This window comes from Mycobacterium sp. E2989 (assembly GCF_001667595.1).
GTDB lineage: Bacteria > Actinomycetota > Actinomycetes > Mycobacteriales > Mycobacteriaceae > Mycobacterium.
In genome coordinates this window covers 25,040-45,286 of sequence record NZ_LZJX01000040.1, presented here as the reverse complement: position 1 = coordinate 45,286, position 20,247 = coordinate 25,040, and the positions used below count along the sequence as shown (strand labels likewise).

Genomic DNA, 20,247 nt, shown 5'->3' with positions numbered 1-20,247 from the left:
GGACATCGAATTCGTCGGGCGCGCCGACGAACAGGTCAAGATCCGCGGCTTCCGCATCGAGCTGGGCGAGGTCGCCGGAGCGATACAACCGGGCGCCCGGCGTGAACGGGTCGGCGACGAACCGCTCGGCCGTCAATGCGGGCCGGCGGTGGTATCCGTGCGCGACATGCGTTCCACCGATGTAGATTTCGCCGATCACGCCGGCGGGGACGGGCCGCAGCGCGTTGTCGAGCAGATACACCTGCGTGTTGATCTTCGGGCGTCCTATGGGCACCACCCGGGTGCCCTGGGCCCCCTCCACCGGGAAGCTGGTGCAGTTGACGACGGTCTCGGTCGGTCCGTAGAAGTTGTACAGCAGCGCGTCGAAGGTGGCGTGGAACTTGTCGGCGATCTCGCCCGGCAGGGCCTCGCCGCCGATGGGCACGCGCCGCAGGGTGCGCCACTGGCTGACGCCGGGCAGCGACAGGAACAGGCCCAGCAGCGACGGCACGAAATGCATCGAGGTGATGCCTTCGCGGCTCAGCAGGTCGGTCAGGTAGCCGATGTCGCGCAGCCCGTCGGGGCGCGGGATCACCAGCCTGGCGCCCATGATCAATGTGCCGAAGATCTCGCCCATGGACACGTCGAAGCTCGGCGAGGCGACCTGCAGCAGCCGGTCGGTTTCGTCCACGTGGTAATCCTCGCCGAACCAGACGAAGTACTCGGCGATCGGCTTGTGCGGCACCGGAACACCCTTGGGCAGGCCGGTCGAACCGGAGGTGTAGATCAGGTAGGCCGTGTTGTCGGGGCTCAGCGGGCGGAGCAGCTCGGCCGGCGCCGTGGCCGGGTACCGCGACAGCCCGGTGACCGGCTCGCGCAGCACCAGTTTGGCGTCGGCGTCGCCCAGGATGAAGGTCAGGCGATCCTCGGGGTAGGTGGGGTCGACCGGCAGGTAGACCGCTCCGGCCTTGAGCACGCCCAGCGCGGTGATGACCAATTCGGGTGACTTGTCCAGCAGCACCGCCACGCGGTCCTCGGTGCCGATCCCCCGCTCGATCAGCCAGTGCGCCAGGCGGTTCGACTCTTCGTCGATCTCGCGGTAGGTGTACTCGCGGCCCTCGTAGACTACGGCGATGGCGTCGGGCGAACGCGCCGCCCGGCGGGTGACCAGCGCGGGCAGGGTGGCCGCCGGGGTTTCGAACGCCGCCCCGGTCGAGGCCCAGCGCAACCACTCGGCGTCGTCGGCGTCCATCAGCGCGCAGGCCGACAGCGCTGCATCGGGGTCGGTCAGCGCGCTATCCAGCAATACGCCGTAGTGCCGGAGCAGCTGCTCCACCAGCCGCTGATCAAGCACCTCGACCAGGTATTCGGCCTCGACGGACCCGCCGCCGGCCGAGCGGTCCAGCTCGATCATGAAACTCAATGGCAGCTGGTTGAATTGACCGCGCAACTCACCGCGCTCGCACCGCACGCCGGGCGGGCAGAAGCCGGCGCCGTCGGGCTCTCGCTGCCCGAAGCTCACCCTCGTCATCCGGTCGGCGCCGTGGCGACGATCGGGATTGGACTCGCGCACCAGCCAGTCCAGGTCGGCGCGCGAGTGGGCGAAGGCGCCCACCGCGCTGTCGCGGGTTTGGGCCAGCAGCTCCCGGAATGTTTGGTGGGGCTGCGGCCGCAGCCGGATCACCACGGTGTTTCCGTAGTAGCCGATGGCGGATTCGCTCCCGACGCCGCGGTTGAGCACGGGGGCGGCGACCAGGAAGTCCGTTGACTGGGTGTAACGGTGCACCAGCGCGGCGAAGGCGGCCATCAGCACCATGTACGGGGTGGCGCCGGTCTCGCGCGCCAGCGCCGCGGCCTTGTCGACGGTGGCCGCCGCCAACCGCGTGGTGGCACGCTGGGCACGCCAGGTGCTTGGCACCACCGACCCGTTGGGTCCCGGAAGCTCAAGCGGCTCGGGCAGATTCGCCATCAGGGGCCGCCAATATTCGAAGTCCGCGCCGGGATCGGCCGCTTCGTCCGGCGCGGGTGCGGTTATGGCGGGGAGAGCACCGAGGTCGTCGGTGTAGGCGCGGGTGAGGTCGGTGAAAAACGGTGTCCACGAGGCGTCGTCCCAGGCGATGTGGTGAGCCGTCATCAACAGCATCAGCTCGTCGCCCGACAAGCGCGCCGCCGTGACCCGCAGCGGGGAATCCTTGGCGAGGTCGAAGGGCCGGCGGAAGTCCCGTTGCGCCAGCACGTCCAGCCGCAACCGCCGGGCTTGCTCCGTCAACTCCGACAGATCGTGTTCGGCCCACTCGGGCCGCAACTCCTCGCGGACAACCGGATACGGGTCGCCGTCCGGGCCGGTGGCATAGGTGGTGTGCAGCACCTGGTGCCGCGCGGCCACGGCGTCGACCGCGCGCCGCAATCGCTGGAGGTCGACCACCCCGGTGACCCGGTAGGACACACAGACGTTGAGCAGCGCGCTGTCCGGGTCCACCGACTGCACGAACCACATCCGGTGCTGGCCGACGGACATGCGCGGTTCGTCTTTGGTGGACGCGGGCGCCTCGGCGGCCGGTCTGGCCAGTCCGCGCTCGGCGATCTTGCGGCGCAACAGTTCCAGGCGCTCGTCGTCGAGACGGGCGCCGGTTCGGGTGGTGTCCGTCACGCGGGGAGTCCAACCTTTCTCGGTTCGGGGGTGTCGAGTGGCGCGTCCGGTCGCGGTCCGTCACCGGGGTCGACGCGCAACGCGTCGATCAGTTCGTCGAGGGTGATGCCGCCGAGCATGCGCGCGACCGGGACCGATCTTCCGACCGTCCGACGCAGCCGCTTGCGCAGGTCGAGCGCGAGCAACGAGTCCACGCCGAGGTCGATGAGCGGTGCGCTCGGGTCGATCGTGACCGCCTCCCCCAGGTGCAGTGTCGCGGCCAGTTCGGCGCGCACCACCTCACCGAGCGGCTTGGCCGCGCCGTCCTCGTCCGCGGCGGCGGCCCCGGCGGTGGTGAACGGCATTGGCATGCCCTGGCTTTCGAAGAAGACCGCAAGCCGGTCGAAGTCCGCGCGGAAGATCAGCGGATCGCCGTCGTAGCGGCGCAGGCCGGCCTCGATCGCCGGCTCGGGCGCCATCGCGATCAGGCCGGAGCGTTCGGTGCGGGTGATCTCGTCGCCCGTCACCACGCCGGCGGCCTGCCACAGGCCCCACCGGATCGCCGCGCAGTCGCGGCCCGCGCCGCGCAGCCGGGCGACCAAGACGTCGAGCATGCGGTTGGATGCGGCGTACGCCGCGTGCGCGTGGCCACCCCATACCCCGAACACCGACGAGCAGGCCAGGATTCGGCAATCCGGCCGCAGCGGCCACATCTCCGCCAGCGCCGCCAAGCCGCGCACCTTCGCGGCGCAGACCGCGGCGACGTCGGCGCCGGTGAGTTCGGCGCGCGTGCGGGCCTCGGCGATGCCGGCGGTATGGATCACCAGAGACGCGCCGGGGTGCCCGGCGGCTGCGTCGGCCAGCGCGGCCGGGTCGGTGATATCGCACCGCGGGGCGCGCACGTCGACGTCGTGGCCGTCGGTAAGCCGGCGCAGTGTGGGCTCGTCGATGCCGTTGCGGCTCAACAACGTCACGGTCCGCGCCCCGCGTTCGATGCAGTATCGGGCGTACTGCAAGCCGATCGCCCCGCTGCCGCCGGTGATCACCACGTCGTCCAGCGCGGCCGCGTCGAGGGGGGGCGCGGTCCCCGAGTCGCGGCACTCCCGCAAGATTCGCACGTAGCGTCGCGGCGAACCATTGCCCCGCAACGCCACCTCGGCCACCTCGCCGAGCAACGCCTCGACCGCGGCGCGCGCCGTCGGGTCGTCGACGTCCCGCCCCGCCAGGTCGAGATGTCCGAAGGCCTGGTCGGTGAACTCGAAGCCGACGCTGCGATGCATGGCGGCCAGCGCCGCCTGCCCGGGAAGCGCCGTGGGGTCATGCCGGTCGACGGTTTCGGCGCCGGCGGTGAGCAGCCACACGGCCCGGCACCGAGGGCCGATCAGCGCGCGGTAGTCGGGTAGTCCCGCGTCCGGCCGGCGCGCGATCTGCTCGATCGCCGCGGCGGGCTCCGGCTCGTCGAGTGTCGGGGCGGCCACGACCAGGATCTCGGCGTCGTTCGGTGACACCACCCGGCAGTTGTCGTGCGCCTCAACGGCGTCGATCAGCCGTTGGGCCAACGTGCCGGTCGCGCCGTGGAAGCCGATGTCGGCGCCCCCCGCCGGCGCCGATGCCGCCCGCCGCCAATGCTCGACGGCGACCGTGAGCGCCGCGGCGGGCGCGGTCTCGATCGCCGGTTCGGGCGCCGCCCAGAGGTGCACCGCCCGCATGGGCGCGTTGGGGAACCCGCGCAGGGGACGGCGGACGCCGCCCGGAATCGTGTTGGCCCATTGGCAGCCGGGATCGGCGGTTGCGACGGCGGCGATGTTGGCCGCGAGCGTGTCGGTGATGGTCGAGTCGCGGTGTCCCGAGCCGACGGCCAGGGTCGTCCGCTCGTCGATGAGGTCGGCGAGCGGATACAGCAGCGCGGGATGCGCGGACAGCTCGACGAAGATGGTGGCGCCCAGCCCTTGCGCCGCCGCCACCGCGCGATCGAACCGCACTGTGTTGCAGAGGTTTTCATACCAATACTCACCGAAATCGCGGTCGCTGCCGACCTCCGCGCCGAAGGTCGACCCGACGAATCGCACCGGGCTGTCTCCGAACGCCGAGCGGGGCACCAGCTCGGCCAGCTGGTGACGCAATGGCCGTAGGACGCTGGTGTGCCCGGGATAGTCCACGGCCAGTTGGTGGGTGAACACGCCGCGTTGCCTGGCCCGCCGCACCGCGGCGGCCACCGCGTCGTGGTCGCCGGACACCACCGTCGACGAGGGCCCGTTGACCGCCGAGACTTCCAGCCAGCCAACCGTTTCGCCGATCAACGACTCCGCGTCGTCGACCCCGGTGCCCAGCACCGCCATGGCGTAGTGACCGGTCAAGCGGTCGACGATGGTGGCGCGGGCCCCAACCAGGGCGACCGCGTCGGACAGCGATATCGTTCCGGCGACGTAGGCCGCCGCGACCTCGCCGAGGCTGTGCCCCAAGGTGATTGCCGGGAGCACGCCGTGGAATCGCCATTCTTGGGCCAGGCTGACCGCGTGGGCGAACTGCGCCCCCTGGATCTCGGTGCGCGACCAGTCCCGGTCGGCTTGCCCGGTCAGGTAGGGCAACGGCGACGGCAGCCCGGCGGCCAAAAACGCCCGGGCGCATCGGTCCGCCTCGGCCCGGTACGCCGGAAGCCGTTGATAGGCTTCGGCGCCCATCGATTGCCATTGGTTGCCCTGGCCGGGAAACACGAAGGCGATCCCCGGTGCGACGCCGATCGACGACCGGGTGACCAGCGGGTGCTCCGCGCCGCGGGCCAGCGCGGCCAGCCCGGCGACGAGCTCGGCGCGGTCGGCCGCCCGAACCACCGCGCGGTGCCGTCGCACCCGCCGCAGCCGCAGCAGGCTGGACGCCACCGCCGCGACATCCGCATCGGCGCCCGCGGAGTCCAGATGGTCCAGGATCGCCCGGGCGTCCTGACCGATCAGCTCCTCGGCGTGCGCGGACAGCAGCACGGGCACGCGAGCGTCGGGCAGGGGGGACGTCAGCATCACGCGACCTCGGGCAGGGAGACGATCACGTGGGCGTTGGTACCGGCGATGCCGAATGCCGACGTCGCCGCGATCCGCTGCCCACCGAACGCGGGCCATGGGGTCAGGTCCTTCGCCAGGCGCAGACCCTGGCTCTCCCAGTCGATTTCGGGACTCGGGTCCGCGGCGTGCAGGGTCGGCGGGATCGCCCCGTGCTCCGCGGAGACCAGCACCTTGGCCAGCCCGAGCGCCCCGCTGGCGGCCAAGGCGTGCCCCACGTTGGATTTCACCGAGCCCAGCAGCGCGCCGCCGCCGGGCGCCGTGTCGCCGTACGTTTGCGCCAGCGATCGCAGTTCCGTGCGGTCGCCGAGGCGGGTACCGGTGCCGTGGCCCTCGAGCATGCCGACGTCTTCGGGCCGAATCGCGGCCTGCGCCATCGCACGCCGGAACAGGCGGACCTGCGCGTCACCGCTGGGGGCGCTGAGCCCGGCGCTGCGGCCGTCCTGGTTGACGGCGGTGGCGCGGACTTCGGCGACCACCTGCCGGCCGGCGCGCAGCGCGGCCGATTTGCGTTGCAGCACAAACATCGCCGCCCCCTCGGCCCACACCGTGCCGCTGGCCTGGGCGCTGTAGGGGCGGCAGTGGCCGTCGTCGGAGAGGGCGTGTTGCTTGGAGAACTCGACGAAGAATCCCGGCGAGCCGAGCACGTTGACGCCGCCGGCCAGCGCGAGGTCGCAGTCGCCGTTCTGCACCGACCGCACGGCGACGTGGAATGCCGCCAACGCGGACGCGCACGACGAATCCACCGTCAGCGCCGGTCCGGCCAGCCCCAGCGTGTAGGCGACCCGGCCGGAGATCACGCTCAGCGCGGTCCCGGCGAGCAGGTGGCCGCTGTGCTCGGAGAAGCCGGCCATCTGCGGCCCGTATCCGGTGGCCGAGGCGCCGACGAAGCAGCCCGCGTCGTGCCCGGCCAGGTCGTCGGGGTTGATGCCGCTGTTTTCCAGCGCGCGCCAGGACACCCGAAGCACAACGCGCTGCTGGGGGTCCATGGCGACGGCCTCGCGCGGCGAGATGCCGAAGAACTCGGGGTCGAATGTCGTTGCACCCGAGAGAAATCCACCGCGGTCATGGATTTCCTTGAAGCCGCTGCGCCGCGACCCGGCGAGCAGCTCGCGGACCTGCCAACCACGGTCGGTGGGGAACGGGCCGAGGGCCTCTCCGCCCTGCGACAACAGCTCCCAGTACCCCTCGGCGGTGTCGATGCCGCCGGGCGCTTCGACGGCCATGCCGACGATCACCACCGGGTCGGCGTCGTAAGGCCGCTCAGACATCGGCGTTCACCCGTTCCGCGACGGCATCCAGATGCTCGTCGAGATAGAAGTGTCCGCCGTCGTACAGGAACAGCTCGAAGGCGCCAGCCGTGTGGTTCTCCCACAGCCGCAACGCTTCCGGATCGACGCGGTGGTCGTCGCGCGCCCCCAGCACGCGGATGTCGGCGCTGATGCGCACGCCGGGGGCGCACTCGTAGCGGTTGACCGCCTGGTAGTCGGCACGCACCGCGGTGGTCAGCAGCTCGGCGAACTCTTCGTCGGCGAGCAGGTCGGGATCGGTGCCGCCGAGATCGGCGATGTCGGCGAGCAATCCGTCGTCGGTGGTGGGCAACGGCGGCATCGCGGCGACGGCCGACGGCGCCGGGCCGGCCGACACCCACAGGCGCTGCACGGGGATGTCGTGGGATTCGGCGATCCTGGCGAACTCGAACGCCACGACGGCCCCCATGCTGTGCCCGAACAGCCTGAGCGGCGCGACGCGCGCCCACGGGCCCGCGTCGAACAGACCCTGCGCCAGGTCGTGCACGGTGTCGGGGGCGGGGTGGCTCAGCCGGTCCGCGCGCTGCGGGTACTGCACGATGTAGGTGTCACCGCCCGCGGCCAGGGCGGTCGCCAGCGCGCGGTACCCCGCCGCGGCGGCTCCCGCGTGCGGAAACACGACGGTGGCGCCGGCGCGCCGGCTCGCGGTCGGGGCGGGGGCACGCTTGATCCACGGTGCGAATTCGGTCGGCCTGCTCAGCAGCGGTTCGGAAGTCATTGCGCCGTCCCGGGTTTCCCGGTCTGATGCGCCGCCGACAGCACCGCGTCGGCATCCAGGTGGATGACTTCCAGGTACAGCTCAGCCACCTGATCCAGCCGTGCCGCGTCCCGCTCACGCCCGCTGAGCAATTCGGCAAGGGCCGCAACGGTTCTGCTGGCGAAGATGTCGGCGACCATGATGTGCGGGGTGTCCAGCCAGGTCCGGATCCGGCCCACGGCCTGGGTGGCCAGCACCGAATCCCCGCCCAGCGCGAAGAAGTCGTCGTCGCGCCCGACTTGATCCGCGCCGAGCAGATCGCCGAGGAGCGCGGCGAGGGCCGATTCCAGCGGCGTCGACGGGGCCCGGAAGCCGGTCCGCTCGGACAGCGAGACCGCGGCGCCCAGCTCGCGGGCGACTGCGCGACGGTCGATCTTTCCGGCGCTGGTGAACGGGATGCGCTCCAGGAGCGCGAAGTGTCGCGGAATCATGTGCGCCGGAACGAGTTCGGCCATCGACGCGCGGAGAAGCTCGGCGGTCGGCGCCGCAGCGCGTGAGCTCTCCGGGCAGACCGCGGCCGCCAGGACCTCCGACCCGCCGGATCCGGGGACCAGGGCGGCCACCGCAATCGCAACCCCCGGCAGCCGCCGCATCGCGGCCTCGATCTCGCCGAGCTCGACGCGATATCCGCTGATCTTGACCCGGTGGTCCGCGCGCCCGACGAACTCGAGGGTGCCGTCGGGCCAATACCTGGCCAAATCGCCGGTGCGGTACCACGTTCGTCCCGCGTGCTCGACGAAGCGCTCCGCGGTGAGGTCCGGGCGTCCGCGGTAGCCCCGCGCGATGCCGCGACCGGACACCCACAGCTCGCCGGCGACCCAGTCGGGGCAGTCGTCGCCCCCGTCGTTGACCACGCGGCAGGCGTTGTTGTCCAGCGGCACGCCGTAGGGCAGGGCGGTCCAGTCGGGCGGCAACGCGTTCGGGTCGCCGACCTCGAAAATCGTGTTGTGAACCGGGGTTTCGGTTGCACCGCCCAGGCCGGCGAAGCGAACGTCGGGCGCCTCGGCCCGCAGCCGGCGCGCCAACTCGGGGCGGACCCAGTCCCCGCCGGTCGGGATCACCCGCACCGACGACAGCCGTCCGCGGCCGACCTCGATCAGCATTTCCAGCCAGCCCGGCATGAAGTGCAGCACGGTGACCCGGTGGGCGTCGATCAGCCGGGCCCACGCGTCGGGGTCGCGGCGCTGCGCCTCGTCGACCACCACGATCGACCCGCCCGTCCGCAGGGTCACGAAGATGTCCATCACCGAGATGTCGCCTTCGAGGGTGGACAGGGCCAGGCACCGGTCCGCGGGGCCGATCTCGAAGTGCCGGGCGATGAACTCCACGGTGTTCATCGCGGCGTCGTGCGTCACCTCCACGCCCTTGGGCTCGCCGGTCGAGCCGGAGGTGAACAATACGTAGGCCAGCTGACCGGGATCGATTCTGCCCGAGTCGATGTCGGCCGGCTCGCCGCGCAGCACGTCGGCCAGCGTCAGCTCCGGCACGGGCGGCGACAGGCGCCGCCCGCCGCACACCAGGGCCACCCGCACCGCGCCGGTTTCGATGATGCGCTCCGCGCGGTCGCGCGGCTGGTCGGCGCCGATGGGCAGGTACACCGCGCCGATGCTGAGGATGCCCAACAGCGCGGGCACCTGCTCGGCCGTCTTGGGCCCCATCACCGCGACCGTGTCGCCGGCGCCGACGCCGGCCGCGCGCAACGCGCCGGCCACCGCCCGCACCTGGTCGCGCAGCTGGGCGTAGCTGAGGTCACCGGAACCGGCGAATATTGCCGGCGCGTCGGGCCGCTGCTCGGCTTGCCGGAAGAACCCGTCGTGCAACGCTTCTCCGCTGGGCTCGGCGGTGCGGCCGTTGACCGCGTCGCGCACCGCGCGCTGCGCGTCCGGCAACGGCGACGGCCCGGGGGCGTCCCAGCTGTCGTCGGCGGAGGCCAGCCGAACCAGTTCGTCGATGTGGTAGCCGAACATCGCGTCGATGACGCCCGGGGCGAAGATGCCCTCGCGCACATCCCAATTCACCAGCACGCCGCCGTCGAACTCGGTGACCTGAGCGTCGAGCAACACCTGCGGGCCCTGGGAGATGATCCACGCGGGCGCGCCGAATTGGGTGGTGACATCGCGGCTGAACAGGTCGCCGAGCCCCAGCGCACTGGTGAAGACCACCGGCGCCAGCACCTGCGCACCCCGATGACGGCCGAGGTCCCGCAGCACGGACAACCCGGGATAGGCGGAGTGGGCGGCGGCGGTCCGCATCGCGTCCTGCACGGCCCGCGCCCGCTCTGCCGCGGTCCGCGTGCCGGTGAGGTCGACGTCGAGCAGCAGCGAGGAGGTGAAGTCGCCGACCAACGAGTCGACGTCGGGGTGCAGCGGCTGACGCCCGAACAGCGGCACGTTCAACAAGAAGCGCGAGGTGGTCGACCAGCGCGCCAGGGCATTGGCGAACGACGCGGCCAATGTCATCGCCGGGGTCAGCCCGCGGGCCTGGGCGCGCGAAAACAAGGCGTCCCGGGTCCGCGGGTCGAGCCAGTGCCAGAGCCGGGTGCTGCGCCGCGAGCGCCGGTCGCCGGTGACGGGCAGGGCCGGCGGGTCCGGCAGCTGCGGGATTCGCTGCGCCCACCACTGTCGGGCGGCGTCGCGGGCCGGTTGCGACCGGGCCTCCTCCGCCTCCACGGCGCGGCGATACTGCGGATAGGTGTAGCTCAGTGCGGGCAGTTCGTGGCCCACATACAGGGCGGCCAGGTCGGCCATCAGGGTGCGGTAACTCATGGCGTCGGCGGCCTGCATGTCCAAATCGACGTGCAGGCGCGAACGTTCGCCCGGGAGCAGTGTCAGGGCCAGCTCGAACACCGCTTCGTCGAGCTGCTGATGCGACTTGGTGTCGCGGATGGCGGCCAGCCGCTCGTCGACCCCGTCGCCGTCCAGGCCGCGCAGGTCCTCGACCGCCACCGGGAATCGGCTGGCGGGCGCCGCGATGGATTGGGTGCCGTCGGGCAGGAACTGCACGCGCAGCATCGGGTGGCGCCGGGCAAGCGCCGTGGCCGCCGCGCGCAGCCGTTCGGGGTCGATCGGGCCGCCGTCGAACTCGACGTAAAGGTGCCCGGCCACCCCGCCGAGCGGCTGGTTGTCCTGGCGGCCGACCCACATGGCGTGCTGCATCGGCGCCAGCTGGAAGGGCTCTCCCGGGGTGTCCGCCGCCGGGGCTTGGTGCTCGGCGAAGTCGGCCGGCGCATCCGTGCAAACCAGCTCTGACCAGGCCTCGATCGTCGGGGTGGCGGCCAGCGTGGCGAAATCGACGGCGATTCCCCGGCGGCGCCAGCGGCCCGCGAGGGTCATCATCCGGATGGAATCCAGGCCCTGGGCGATGAGATCGGTACCGGGGTGGACGTCGTCGACGCCGAGGCCGAGCAGGTCGGCCACCTCTGCCCGGATGCCTTCCGAGCGCGCCGAGGCACGCACCACGAACCCTCCCTGGATTAGCAAAGGCTGCCCTAAGTTTTTGGTTACCCTATCCTTACTCCCGGATCGCCGCCACTACGCCCCCCGCCTGAGGACCCGATGACCGCCAACACCCGGCAGCCGCCCCTCAACGGGGCCCTCCAGGGGTTCGTGCCGTTCCCCGCCGATCGGGCCGCCGCCTACCGCGCGGCGGGGTATTGGGCGGGACGCACCCTGGACACAATCCTGAGCGACGCGACCCGGCGCTGGCCCGATCGGACGGCCGTGCTCGACGCCGTGGGCGGCGCGCGCTTGAGTTATGCCGAGCTGGACGAGCGCGCCGACCGGGCCGCCGCGGGACTGCGCGGGCTGGGCATCGCGCCGGGTGACCGCGTGCTGTTGCAATTGCCGAACGGTTGCCAGTTCGCGGTGGCGCTCTTCGGGTTGCTGCGGGCGGGCGCCATCCCGGTGATGTGCCTGCCCGGCCACCGCGCGGCCGAATTGGGACACTTTGCCGCCGTCAGCGAGGCCACGGGCTTGGTGATCGCCCATGCGGCAACCGGTTTCGACTACCGCGCCATGGCGGCCGAACTCGTCAAGCTCCACGCGGCGCTCGAGCACGTGATCGTCGACGGTGACCCGGGCCCGTTCACCTCGTGGGCCGAACTTTGCGACCGGGCCGCCGCCGCGCCCGCGACGCCGCCGCGGGACCCGCAATCTCCTGCCTTACTTCTGGTTTCGGGCGGCACCACGGGGACTCCCAAACTGATCCCCCGCACCCACGACGACTACGTGTTCAACGCGACCGCCAGCGCGCGGGTGTGCGGGCTCACCGAGGACGACGTCTACCTGGTGATGCTGTCGGCCGGACACAACTTCCCACTGGCCTGCCCCGGCCTGCTCGGCGCGATGACGGTGGGCGCCGCCACCGTATTCGCCACCGACCCCAGCCCCGAGGCCGCGTTCGCCGCGATCGAGCGTCACGGCGTCACGGTCACCGCCCTGGTGCCGGCCCTGGCCAAACTGTGGGCGCAAGCCTGCGAGTGGGAGCCGGTGACTCCGAAGTCCCTGCGGCTCTTGCAGGTTGGCGGGGCGAAGCTCGATCCCGACGATGCCCGCCTGGTCCGCACCGCGCTGACCCCGGGGCTGCAGCAGGTGTTCGGGATGGCGGAGGGCCTGCTGAACTACACCCGGCCAGGTGATCCGCCCGAGCTCGTCGATCACACCCAGGGCCGGCCGTTGTGCGAGGCCGACGAGTTGCGCGTCGTCGACGCCGACGGCGCACCAGTGCCTGTCGGCGAGGAGGGCGAACTGCTGGTGCGCGGCCCGTACACGCTCAACGGCTACTACCGCGCCGAGCGCGACAACGAACGCTGCTTCGACCCCGACGGCTTCTTCCGCAGCGGTGACCTGATCCGGCTCCGGCCGGACGGGTATCTGACGGTCACCGGACGTGTCAAGGACGTGATCTGCCGCGGCGGTGAGACCGTCTCCGCGGCCGACCTCGAGGAACAGATCCTGCGCCACCCGTCGATCTCCTCCGCTGCCGCGGTGCCACTGCCGGACCCCTACCTCGACGAAAAAATCTGTGCGGCGGTGGTTTTCAGCGGGCCGGCGGTGACCCTGGCCGAGCTGAACGCCCACCTCGACCGGTGTGGGGTGGCCGCGCACGCCCGGCCCGACGTGCTGGTGGCGATGACGACGCTGCCGACCACGCCGATCGGCAAGGTCGACAAGAAGGCGATCGCCAGGCACGTCGGCGCGGCGTCGGCAAAATAATCCGGCGGCGGCAGGCCGAAGTCCCCTCCGGGAGACTCACACCAAGAATCGCAACGGTGTGAGTCATGGCCTGCCAGCGGAGGATCAAACGCTCCGGCAAAGGCCGTTCGGGCTTCGGCGCTGGGACGATTACTTCCGAGTTAACCGTGCGTACCAATTCGGCCATTTTGCATTGTGGGCTACCTCACATCCCCTACGATGGCATTCTGCATCGGTCTTGGGAAGACTGTGATGCTCGAGGGGGGATCCCATGCGCGCCTTTGACGCAGCTTATGCCGACACGCTCGCTCAGCCTGCGAGCATAACCCCTTCGGCGCTAATGTCATTCAGCAATTCATGCGCGGTCGCGGTAAAGGTCACGAAATGGCATCACCGGTTGGCAGACGAAAGGTAGCGCATGTTCCTGGGGACGGTTGATGATTGGACAGCCGAGGGCACCGTCGTTTCCTGGTACCCGACCGCCACCACCCACGCGCGTGCAGCGGAAGCGCAATATCATCCGGCCCCAGTGAGTTACCAGCAGTCGCAGCATCTTCGCTATTACCGGCGCCAGGTCAGCCTCGGCCGCGACATTCCCCGGTTATGCATCGGGGCGTGGGAAATCCGCGGTGTCTGCGATATCGACGCGATGACGCACGCCGTGAATAGTCATGTGCGGCGCCATGATACGTACCACGACCGGTTCGACTTCGACGACAACGACGAAATTCGCCGTTACGTTATCGCCGATCCGGCGGAGATCACCCTGGCGCCAGCGGATCTCGGACGGATGGCCCCGGTCCAGATCCGCAAACTGATTCTCGATACCCCGGATCCGCTGCAGTGGGACTGCTTCAGCTTCGGAATCGTTCAGGGCGAAGACCGATTCACCATGGTTATCGCGGTCGATCACCTGCGTGCCGACGGCATGTCGGCCGGGGTGATTTTTCTCGACATTCAGACGGCGTACTTCACCGCGGTGCAGAAGGCGCAGGTCGCGCTGCCACCCGCTGCCAGCCACCGGGAGTACAGCGCGAAGCAGCGTGCATACACCGCGGGGCTGGACGAGGCCTCGCCGGAGATCCAGACCTGGCGAAGCTTCCTCGCGGCGAACCGCGGTGCGCTGCCGCGGTTTCCCCTCGAGCTGGGGCATGCCGCCGCCGATACGCCGGGCGCCATCGAGGTCTTCGACCTGATCGATGACGACCAGGGCCGGCGTTTCGAGGCGGCGTGCCGGGCCGCGGGGGCGCGCTTCAGCGGCGGTGTGTTCGCCTGCGCCGCGCTGGCCGAGCATCGGTTGACCGGCGCGCCGGTGTATTTCGGGCTCACCCCGTTCGAGAATCGCCGAGACCACGCCCACGCGACCGCCGTCGGGTGGCTGGCCAGCTTCGTCCCGCTGACGATCCCCACTGCGGGCGCGTCATTCGACGAGGTGGTCGGCGCCGCCCAGGCGTCCTTCGACGCGAACACGGCCCTCGGCGCGGTGCCGTACTACCACCTGCTCGAGGTGCCCGACAAAGAACCGATCGAGATTCCGGACCGTCCCGTTCCGATGCTGTCCTACATCGACATTCGCAAGCTGCCGTTCGCCGACAACTTCGACGGCCTGCGGGCCGGCATCTGGGGCGACAACCGCCTGTCGGAGACGGTGTGCATGTGGGTCAATCGCATGCACGACAAGACGCAGCTGGTGGTCGCCTACCCGGGCACCGACATCGCCCGCGAGTCCGTCCGGCGCTACGTCGAGACGATGCGCGCCGAGTTCACCCGGGTTGCCGACGGTCCGTGATGCCCGAGGCATTCCCGTTCGCCCGCAGGACGTCTCGGTACACATCCCATCGGCAGCCCCGCGAGGCACGGCACCGGTGACGAGGCTGGCCCTGCTGGACCAGGCCGCCTTCTTGCGGCTGCGCGCCACCGGCCAGGGCAGCGCGGCCCAATGCACCTGGATCTACGACCGCGCCGTGAACCTCGACCAATTGCGGGACTTCAACGGCAATCTCGGCGCCGGCTTGCTCGGACGCCGGATCGAACGCTCCCCCTTGCCGTTCGGCCGTCACCGCTGGGTGCGCGACGGCGGCTCACCCGACATCGCGCTCGAGCCGCGACGGCCACGCTCGGGTATCGGCGCGTGGGTCGAGAGGCGTGCGCGCGTGCCCGTCGATCCGGAGTACGGCCCGTCCTTCCACCTGGGCGTCCTGCCGTTGGATGACGGGGGTGCGGCGGTCACGCTGGTGGCGTCGCACTGCGTCGTTGATGGGCTCGGGCTGATCACCGCGATTACCGAGGCAGTCGACCGGCGTACCCGTAATCCCGGCTATTCCCAGGCGAATTCACGCAACCGTTGGCGGGCGATCCTGGCCGACCTGGCCGACGCCGCCATCGCCCTGCCGGCGGTGATCCGCGCGCTGTTCGCCACCCTGGCGATGTTGATCGGGTCCGCTTCCAATCCCAAGCCGGCGGCCCGCCCGCCCGATGCGCCGGTCGATGATGCCCCGATCGCGCTGCCGTCGGCGACGATTCAGACCGACGCCGCGGCGTGGGAAGCGCGTGCGCGCAGCCTCAACGGAAGCAGCAACACGCTTTTCGTCGCGTTCGCGGCCCGTCTCGCGCACCGCATCGGCCGGGTGCTCCCCGGCGGCGACTCGGTGACGGTCGTGCTTCCCGTCAGCGACCGCGCCGCCACCGACGACGACCGGGCCAACGCGCTGACCTCGATCACGTTGACCGTCGACGGCGGCGCGGTGCAGGGCGACCTGAGCGGCGTGCGCGCGGATGTCAAGCGCGAGCTGACATCCCTGGCGACACGACCCAATCCGATGCTGGCCGGCCTGCCGCTCATCCCGTTCACCCCGCGCTGGCTGGTCCGGCGCCTCGAAGGCGTCGCGATGTCGAGCGACCAACTCCCGGTCGGCTGCTCCAACCTCGGCGATCTCGATGCCGCCCTGGGACGTATCGATGGCGCGGATGCGAGTGAGGTCTGCATCCGGCTGGTCGATCAGGGCGTCACCCGGGGCCGCGTCGAGCAAGGCCACGGCCAATTGTTCTGCAGCACGGGCACGATCAACGGCAGCCGGTTCCTCAATGTCATCGCCTACCAGAGCGGCGCCGACAACACCGCCGCGGCCACGCGCGAACTGGCGTGTCACGCGCTCGCCGACCTGCAGCTGTCCGCCACATCGGTGTACGAGGGCCGGATCTGATCGTGGACCTCGGCGTCGGGGCGAACGAACGGCCACACCGCGCGTTGTACGTCTGGGGCACCGCCGCCATCGCGGCCTGGACGGCCGTCGTCCTGTGGTGCGCCGTCAAAATCGTTCCCCTGGACGTGTACTGGATGTCTTATTACGCCGCCGACTACGCGCACGGCTTCGTGCGCCGCGGGCTCGCCGGTGAACTGGTGCGGTTGGTCCCGGGAGACTACTTCTCGGTCGCCCTGGGTCTGCGGTGGCTGTCCACCGCCGCCTTCTTGGGTGGCCTGGCGACGGTGGCGGGCGTGCTGCTTTTCGGCCGCGTTCGGTCAGAGCGCAGGCTGATGGTCGCGCTGCTGATTCCGTTGCTGCCCTTCGGTGTGCCGTTCGCGGCGTATTCGGCCCGGCCGGACCTGTTCGGCGGGGCGGCGCTGGCGCTGTTCTCCTCGGCGCTGGTGGGCACCCGTTCCCGCGCGGGCGCGATGGCGTGGTGCGCGGCCTACGGCGGCGCGATCGCGGCGTTGACGCTCGTGCACGAGGCGATAGGGCTGGAGTTCGCGTTGGGGGCCGTGCTGGCGATCATCGTCCTGGGCGGTGCGCTGAACGGGTCGACGGGCGTCGGGGCGCTCCTGGCGGTGCTGCCGGGCGTCCTCACCGCGGCCGCGGTGGCGGCTTTCGGACGCCACGACGTCGCCGCTCAACTGTGTGCGTCGGTACCGCATCAGTCGATGCCCAACCCGTTCGCCACGGTCACATCGCCAGAAACCTTGCTGCGCTATGTGATCGACGGGCAATCTCGGCAAACCGATTATCACGACTGGGTGTGCCGCAACGTGATGCCCAACTTCGACAACGGGATCGCCGATGCCATCCGAAGCGTCGGGCACGTCGGAGCGGTGGGGCTGGCCATGTCCCTGGCTTTCGGTGCCGGCGCACTCGCGTTGACGATGTGGGGGCTCGGCACTGTTTCGGGAGCGCCGCTGCGGGCGTTCGTCGGGGCGCTGAGGGGCCGATGGCCGTGGGTCATCGGCGGCCTGGTGTTGGTCGCCCCGGTCTTCCTGACCGGCTATGACTGGACCCGCTGGCTGATCATTCTGGCGTTCGACGTCGGGGTGGTCTTCATCCTCTTCGCGGCGCGCAGGCCGGAGACCGACCAGCGTCCGACGCCAAAAGCGTTGCGGTCCTTCGCCCTTCTCGCCATCGCCCTCGCGCTGATTCCGGTGGGCGCGGTCCCCGGCTTCGGCGGTCCGCGGATGGTCTAGCCGGCTCACACAGCGGACCGACTGGACACCCAACAAAGCTGCCATTGACTAATGTCACCATTTGGTATTGACTGCGTTCCATGGCGGACGGTGTTCCGGCCCGCGGGTCATTGCGGTCCCGCGGCGCGGCTGCGGTAAGTGCTTACACCCTGCGGCCCGTCACCGGCCTGCTACCGCCCGAGCGGGCGTGGGGTCTGTGGCTGTCGCGCCAAATCGTCGCCCGGATCATGGGCACCTTCGGGCCATCACTGGCGGGCACCCGAGTCGAACACGTCGACACCAGGCTGCCCGACGGTCGCCGCGTCAAGGGCGAATGGGTGTACGGACCGCGTACGCCGACAAGCGAAACCGGGCGTTCGTCCACCTCCGCGGGGGCCATCTATTACGTGCACGGCAGCGGCTACGCCGTCTGCTCCCCCAAGACGCACCGCCGCCTGACGTCCTGGCTGTCGTCGCTGACCGGTCTGCCGGTGTTCAGCATCGATTACAGGCTCGCACCGCGGCATCGCTTCCCCACCGCGGCCGGCGACGTGCGGTCGGGCTGGGAGTGGCTGGTGGAATCGTGCGACGTGCCGCCGAAACAGATTGTCATTGCCGCGGATTCGGCGGGCGGCCACCTGGCCGTCGACATGCTGCTGCAACCCGAGGTAGCGGTGAACCACCCCGCCGCGCTGACGCTATTCTCCCCGTTGTACGACATCACCTTCGGGCTCTGCCTCGCCCGTGAACGGAAGCGCCGGGATCCCGCCATCCGGGCGACCGACGCGGCCCGCCTGGTCGGCATGTATCACGCCGGCGTCAATCCCGCGCATCACCGCCTGACCCTGAACGTCGCCGGCGGACCGCCGCTTCCGCCGACGTTGATCCAGGCCGGCGGCGCGGAGATGCTCCAGGACGACGCGCGCCACCTCGCCGCCGACATCCAAACCGCCGGCGGCCGATGCGAACTGCAGATCTGGCCGCACCAGGTGCACGTCTTTCAGGCGCTGCCCCGGATGACGCCCGAAGCCGCCGCGGCCATGGGCTACGTCGCGCGCTTCGTCACCCACGCCCTGCAGGATGCGCGCGCGATAACGGAGGTGCGCTGAGAAATGCTGGACAGACTGCTGGGCAGGCGCAAGGCGAGCCGCGGCGCGTCGGCGGTGGTGACCGGCGCGGGCAGCGGCATCGGGGCGGCCTTCGCCATCGAGCTCGGCCGCCGCGGTGGCACGGTCGTCTGCAGCGACATCGACGAGGCCGCCGCCCACCGGACGGTCGACGCGATCACCGAAGCGGGCGCCAAGGCCACCGCCAAGCGTTGTGACGTCTCGCAATTCGGCGACGTCCAGGCGCTGGCCAAGCAGTCCATCGCCTGGTTTTCCGGGCCGCCCACGCTGGTGATCAACAACGCCGGCGTCGGCGCCGGTGGCGCGGCCATCGGCGATACGCCCTTGGACGATTGGGCGTGGACCCTGGGAATCAACCTCTGGGGGCCCATTCACGGCTGCCACGTCTTCGCGCCGATCCTGCGGGAGCCGTCACCCGCCCCCCGCGGCATCATCAACGTGGCGTCGGCGGCGGCGTTCGGCGCGGCGCCGGGAATGGCCGCCTACAACGTCAGCAAGGCCGGCGTGCTGTCACTCTCGGAGACCCTGGCCGCCGAGCTGGCCGGCACCGGCGTCAAAGTCACAGTGCTGTGCCCGACCTTCGTCAAGACCAACATCGTCGAGTCCGGCCGCATCAGCGAAGAATCCGGCGAGCTGGCCAACAAGCTGATGCGCTGGACCGGTTTCTCGGCGGACAAGGTCGCGCGGATCTGCCTGGACGCACACGACCGTGGCGAGCTGTACTGCATGCCACAACTCGACGCCAAGATCGGCTGGAACATCAAACGCCTGGCGCCACAAGCCTATACGCGAGCGGTCGGCCTGGCGTCGCGCATCAACCTGCCCTGATCAAGCAAAGGATCTCCCGATGGCCATCGACATGGAAGCCATGCTCGCCAAGATCAAGGATCGCCAATGGGCGCTCGCCGACATCGATTGGGACGCGCCCGGCGCCGATACCATCCGGCCCGAATTCCGGCCCAAGCTCAAGGCGTTCATGGCCGACCTGTGCTGGATCGAGAACGTGGGCGCCCGGGGATTCGCGGCGCTGGCCAAGAAGGCGCCCAATCCCACGCTGGCGGAGATCTACCGGTACTTCCACGCCGAGGAGCAGCGTCACGCCAATGCCGAGATGGCGCTGATGAAGCGTTGGGGCATGCTCGACGACGGCGAGGTTCCCAAGCCGAACGTCAACATCCGGCTGGCCATCCAGTGGCTCGACGCCTACTCCGACGACATGCCGTTGTCGGTGCTGGGCACCGTCATCCCCATGCTCGAGGTCGCCCTCGACGGCGCGTTGCTGAAGTTTCTGCTCGACACCGTCGAAGACCCGGTCTGCCACCAGGTGTTCGAAAAGATCAACAACGACGAATCCCGGCACATCGCGGTCGATTTCGCCGTCCTCGACATGATCGGCCACGCCAGGGCCCGCAAGCTGGCCATCGAGTTCGTCGGCACGGTCGCCTCGCCCGGCGTGATCGTCGGCACCCTGATGTACATCCCCCTGCTCAACCGGGTGCGCAACGAGATGGCGGGCATGGGCATGGAACCCGAGCGCCTCTACAACGCGGTCAAACGCTTCAAGCAGCTCGGGGAGCGGGGCGAGCGGACGGCGCGGGTACCCGCCTACCAACTGCTCAAGCGGCACGCGGCGATGGTCGTCAACCCGGGCCACCCCTACCATCTGCTGGCGAACTCCATGGTCTGGCTGTCCGACCGATATCCCAAACCCTTGCTCAAGCCGGTGCCCAGCTGGTTCAAAGAACTCACCTACCGGCCGGCGGCGTGA

At 70.3% G+C, this 20,247-nt stretch carries 12 protein-coding genes; 7 read left to right on the top strand and 5 right to left on the bottom strand.

Going from position 1 to position 20,247, the window contains the following annotated elements:
* From A5680_RS08410 to A5680_RS08390, 5 genes are all read right to left on the bottom strand, one after another.
* A partial coding sequence (locus A5680_RS08410; protein ID WP_156675036.1) for an amino acid adenylation domain-containing protein occupies nt 1-2,629 on the bottom strand: 2,629 nt, incomplete at its 3' end.
* Entirely contained in the window at nt 2,626-5,622 is a 2,997-nt protein-coding gene (gene mbtD, locus A5680_RS08405) for a mycobactin polyketide synthase MbtD (protein WP_067818195.1), read from the bottom strand. The genes mbtD and A5680_RS08410, both read right to left, overlap by 4 nt.
* Entirely contained in the window at nt 5,622-6,932 is a 1,311-nt protein-coding gene (locus tag A5680_RS08400) for a polyketide synthase (protein WP_067818192.1), read from the bottom strand. The genes mbtD and A5680_RS08400 overlap by 1 nt, the downstream gene beginning before the upstream one ends.
* On the bottom strand, nt 6,925-7,689 hold the full coding sequence (locus A5680_RS08395) for a thioesterase II family protein (protein WP_067818189.1): 765 nt from the start codon (nt 7,687-7,689) through the stop codon (nt 6,925-6,927). The genes A5680_RS08400 and A5680_RS08395 overlap by 8 nt, the downstream gene beginning before the upstream one ends.
* A complete protein-coding gene (locus tag A5680_RS08390) occupies nt 7,686-11,186 on the bottom strand; it encodes a non-ribosomal peptide synthetase (RefSeq protein ID WP_067818186.1) in 3,501 nt (1,166 codons plus the stop codon). Before A5680_RS08390 ends, A5680_RS08395 begins: the two co-directional genes overlap by 4 nt.
* Nucleotides 11,187-11,282: 96 nt before the next feature.
* Here A5680_RS08390 and A5680_RS08385 point away from each other — a divergent pair, with 96 nt between their 5' ends.
* The 7 genes from A5680_RS08385 (at nt 11,283) to A5680_RS08355 (ending at nt 20,247) form a co-directional block, all read left to right on the top strand.
* Nucleotides 11,283-12,941 carry a (2,3-dihydroxybenzoyl)adenylate synthase gene (locus tag A5680_RS08385; protein ID WP_067818183.1) on the top strand — a complete coding sequence of 553 codons (1,659 nt, stop codon included), beginning with the start codon at nt 11,283-11,285 and terminating at the stop codon, nt 12,939-12,941.
* A gap of 397 nt (nt 12,942-13,338) precedes the next feature.
* A complete protein-coding gene (locus tag A5680_RS08380) occupies nt 13,339-14,709 on the top strand; it encodes a condensation domain-containing protein (RefSeq protein ID WP_067818180.1) in 1,371 nt (456 codons plus the stop codon).
* Nucleotides 14,710-14,785: 76 nt separating this feature from the next.
* On the top strand, nt 14,786-16,123 hold the full coding sequence (locus A5680_RS08375; RefSeq protein WP_067818177.1) for a hypothetical protein: 1,338 nt from the start codon (nt 14,786-14,788) through the stop codon (nt 16,121-16,123).
* Nucleotides 16,123-17,373, top strand: a complete 1,251-nt coding sequence (locus A5680_RS08370) for a hypothetical protein (RefSeq protein ID WP_067818201.1) — start codon at nt 16,123-16,125, stop codon at nt 17,371-17,373. Before A5680_RS08375 ends, A5680_RS08370 begins: the two co-directional genes overlap by 1 nt.
* 80 nt (nt 17,374-17,453) lie before the next feature.
* Nucleotides 17,454-18,461 (top strand): alpha/beta hydrolase, encoded by a 1,008-nt coding sequence (locus tag A5680_RS08365; RefSeq protein WP_082459819.1) that lies wholly within the window; start codon nt 17,454-17,456, stop codon nt 18,459-18,461.
* Between the two features lie 3 nt (nt 18,462-18,464).
* The gene (locus A5680_RS08360; RefSeq protein WP_067818174.1) at nt 18,465-19,307 is read left to right on the top strand and encodes an SDR family oxidoreductase; all 843 of its coding nucleotides are present in this window, start codon (nt 18,465-18,467) and stop codon (nt 19,305-19,307) included.
* A gap of 19 nt (nt 19,308-19,326) precedes the next feature.
* Nucleotides 19,327-20,247, top strand: coding sequence for a hypothetical protein (locus A5680_RS08355; protein ID WP_055402540.1), 921 nt, complete (start codon nt 19,327-19,329; stop codon nt 20,245-20,247).

Coding starts and splice junctions, on each gene's coding strand:
- mbtD (WP_067818195.1), bottom strand. CDS start 5,622: ATGCTGACGTCCCCCCTGCCCGACGCTCGCGTGCCCGTGCTGCTGTCC.
- A5680_RS08400 (WP_067818192.1), bottom strand. CDS start 6,932: ATGTCTGAGCGGCCTTACGACGCCGACCCGGTGGTGATCGTCGGCATG.
- A5680_RS08355 (WP_055402540.1), top strand. CDS start 19,327: ATGGCCATCGACATGGAAGCCATGCTCGCCAAGATCAAGGATCGCCAA.
- A5680_RS08365 (WP_082459819.1), top strand. CDS start 17,454: ATGGCGGACGGTGTTCCGGCCCGCGGGTCATTGCGGTCCCGCGGCGCG.
- A5680_RS08380 (WP_067818180.1), top strand. CDS start 13,339: ATGTTCCTGGGGACGGTTGATGATTGGACAGCCGAGGGCACCGTCGTT.
- A5680_RS08395 (WP_067818189.1), bottom strand. CDS start 7,689: ATGACTTCCGAACCGCTGCTGAGCAGGCCGACCGAATTCGCACCGTGG.
- A5680_RS08385 (WP_067818183.1), top strand. CDS start 11,283: ATGACCGCCAACACCCGGCAGCCGCCCCTCAACGGGGCCCTCCAGGGG.
- A5680_RS08360 (WP_067818174.1), top strand. CDS start 18,465: ATGCTGGACAGACTGCTGGGCAGGCGCAAGGCGAGCCGCGGCGCGTCG.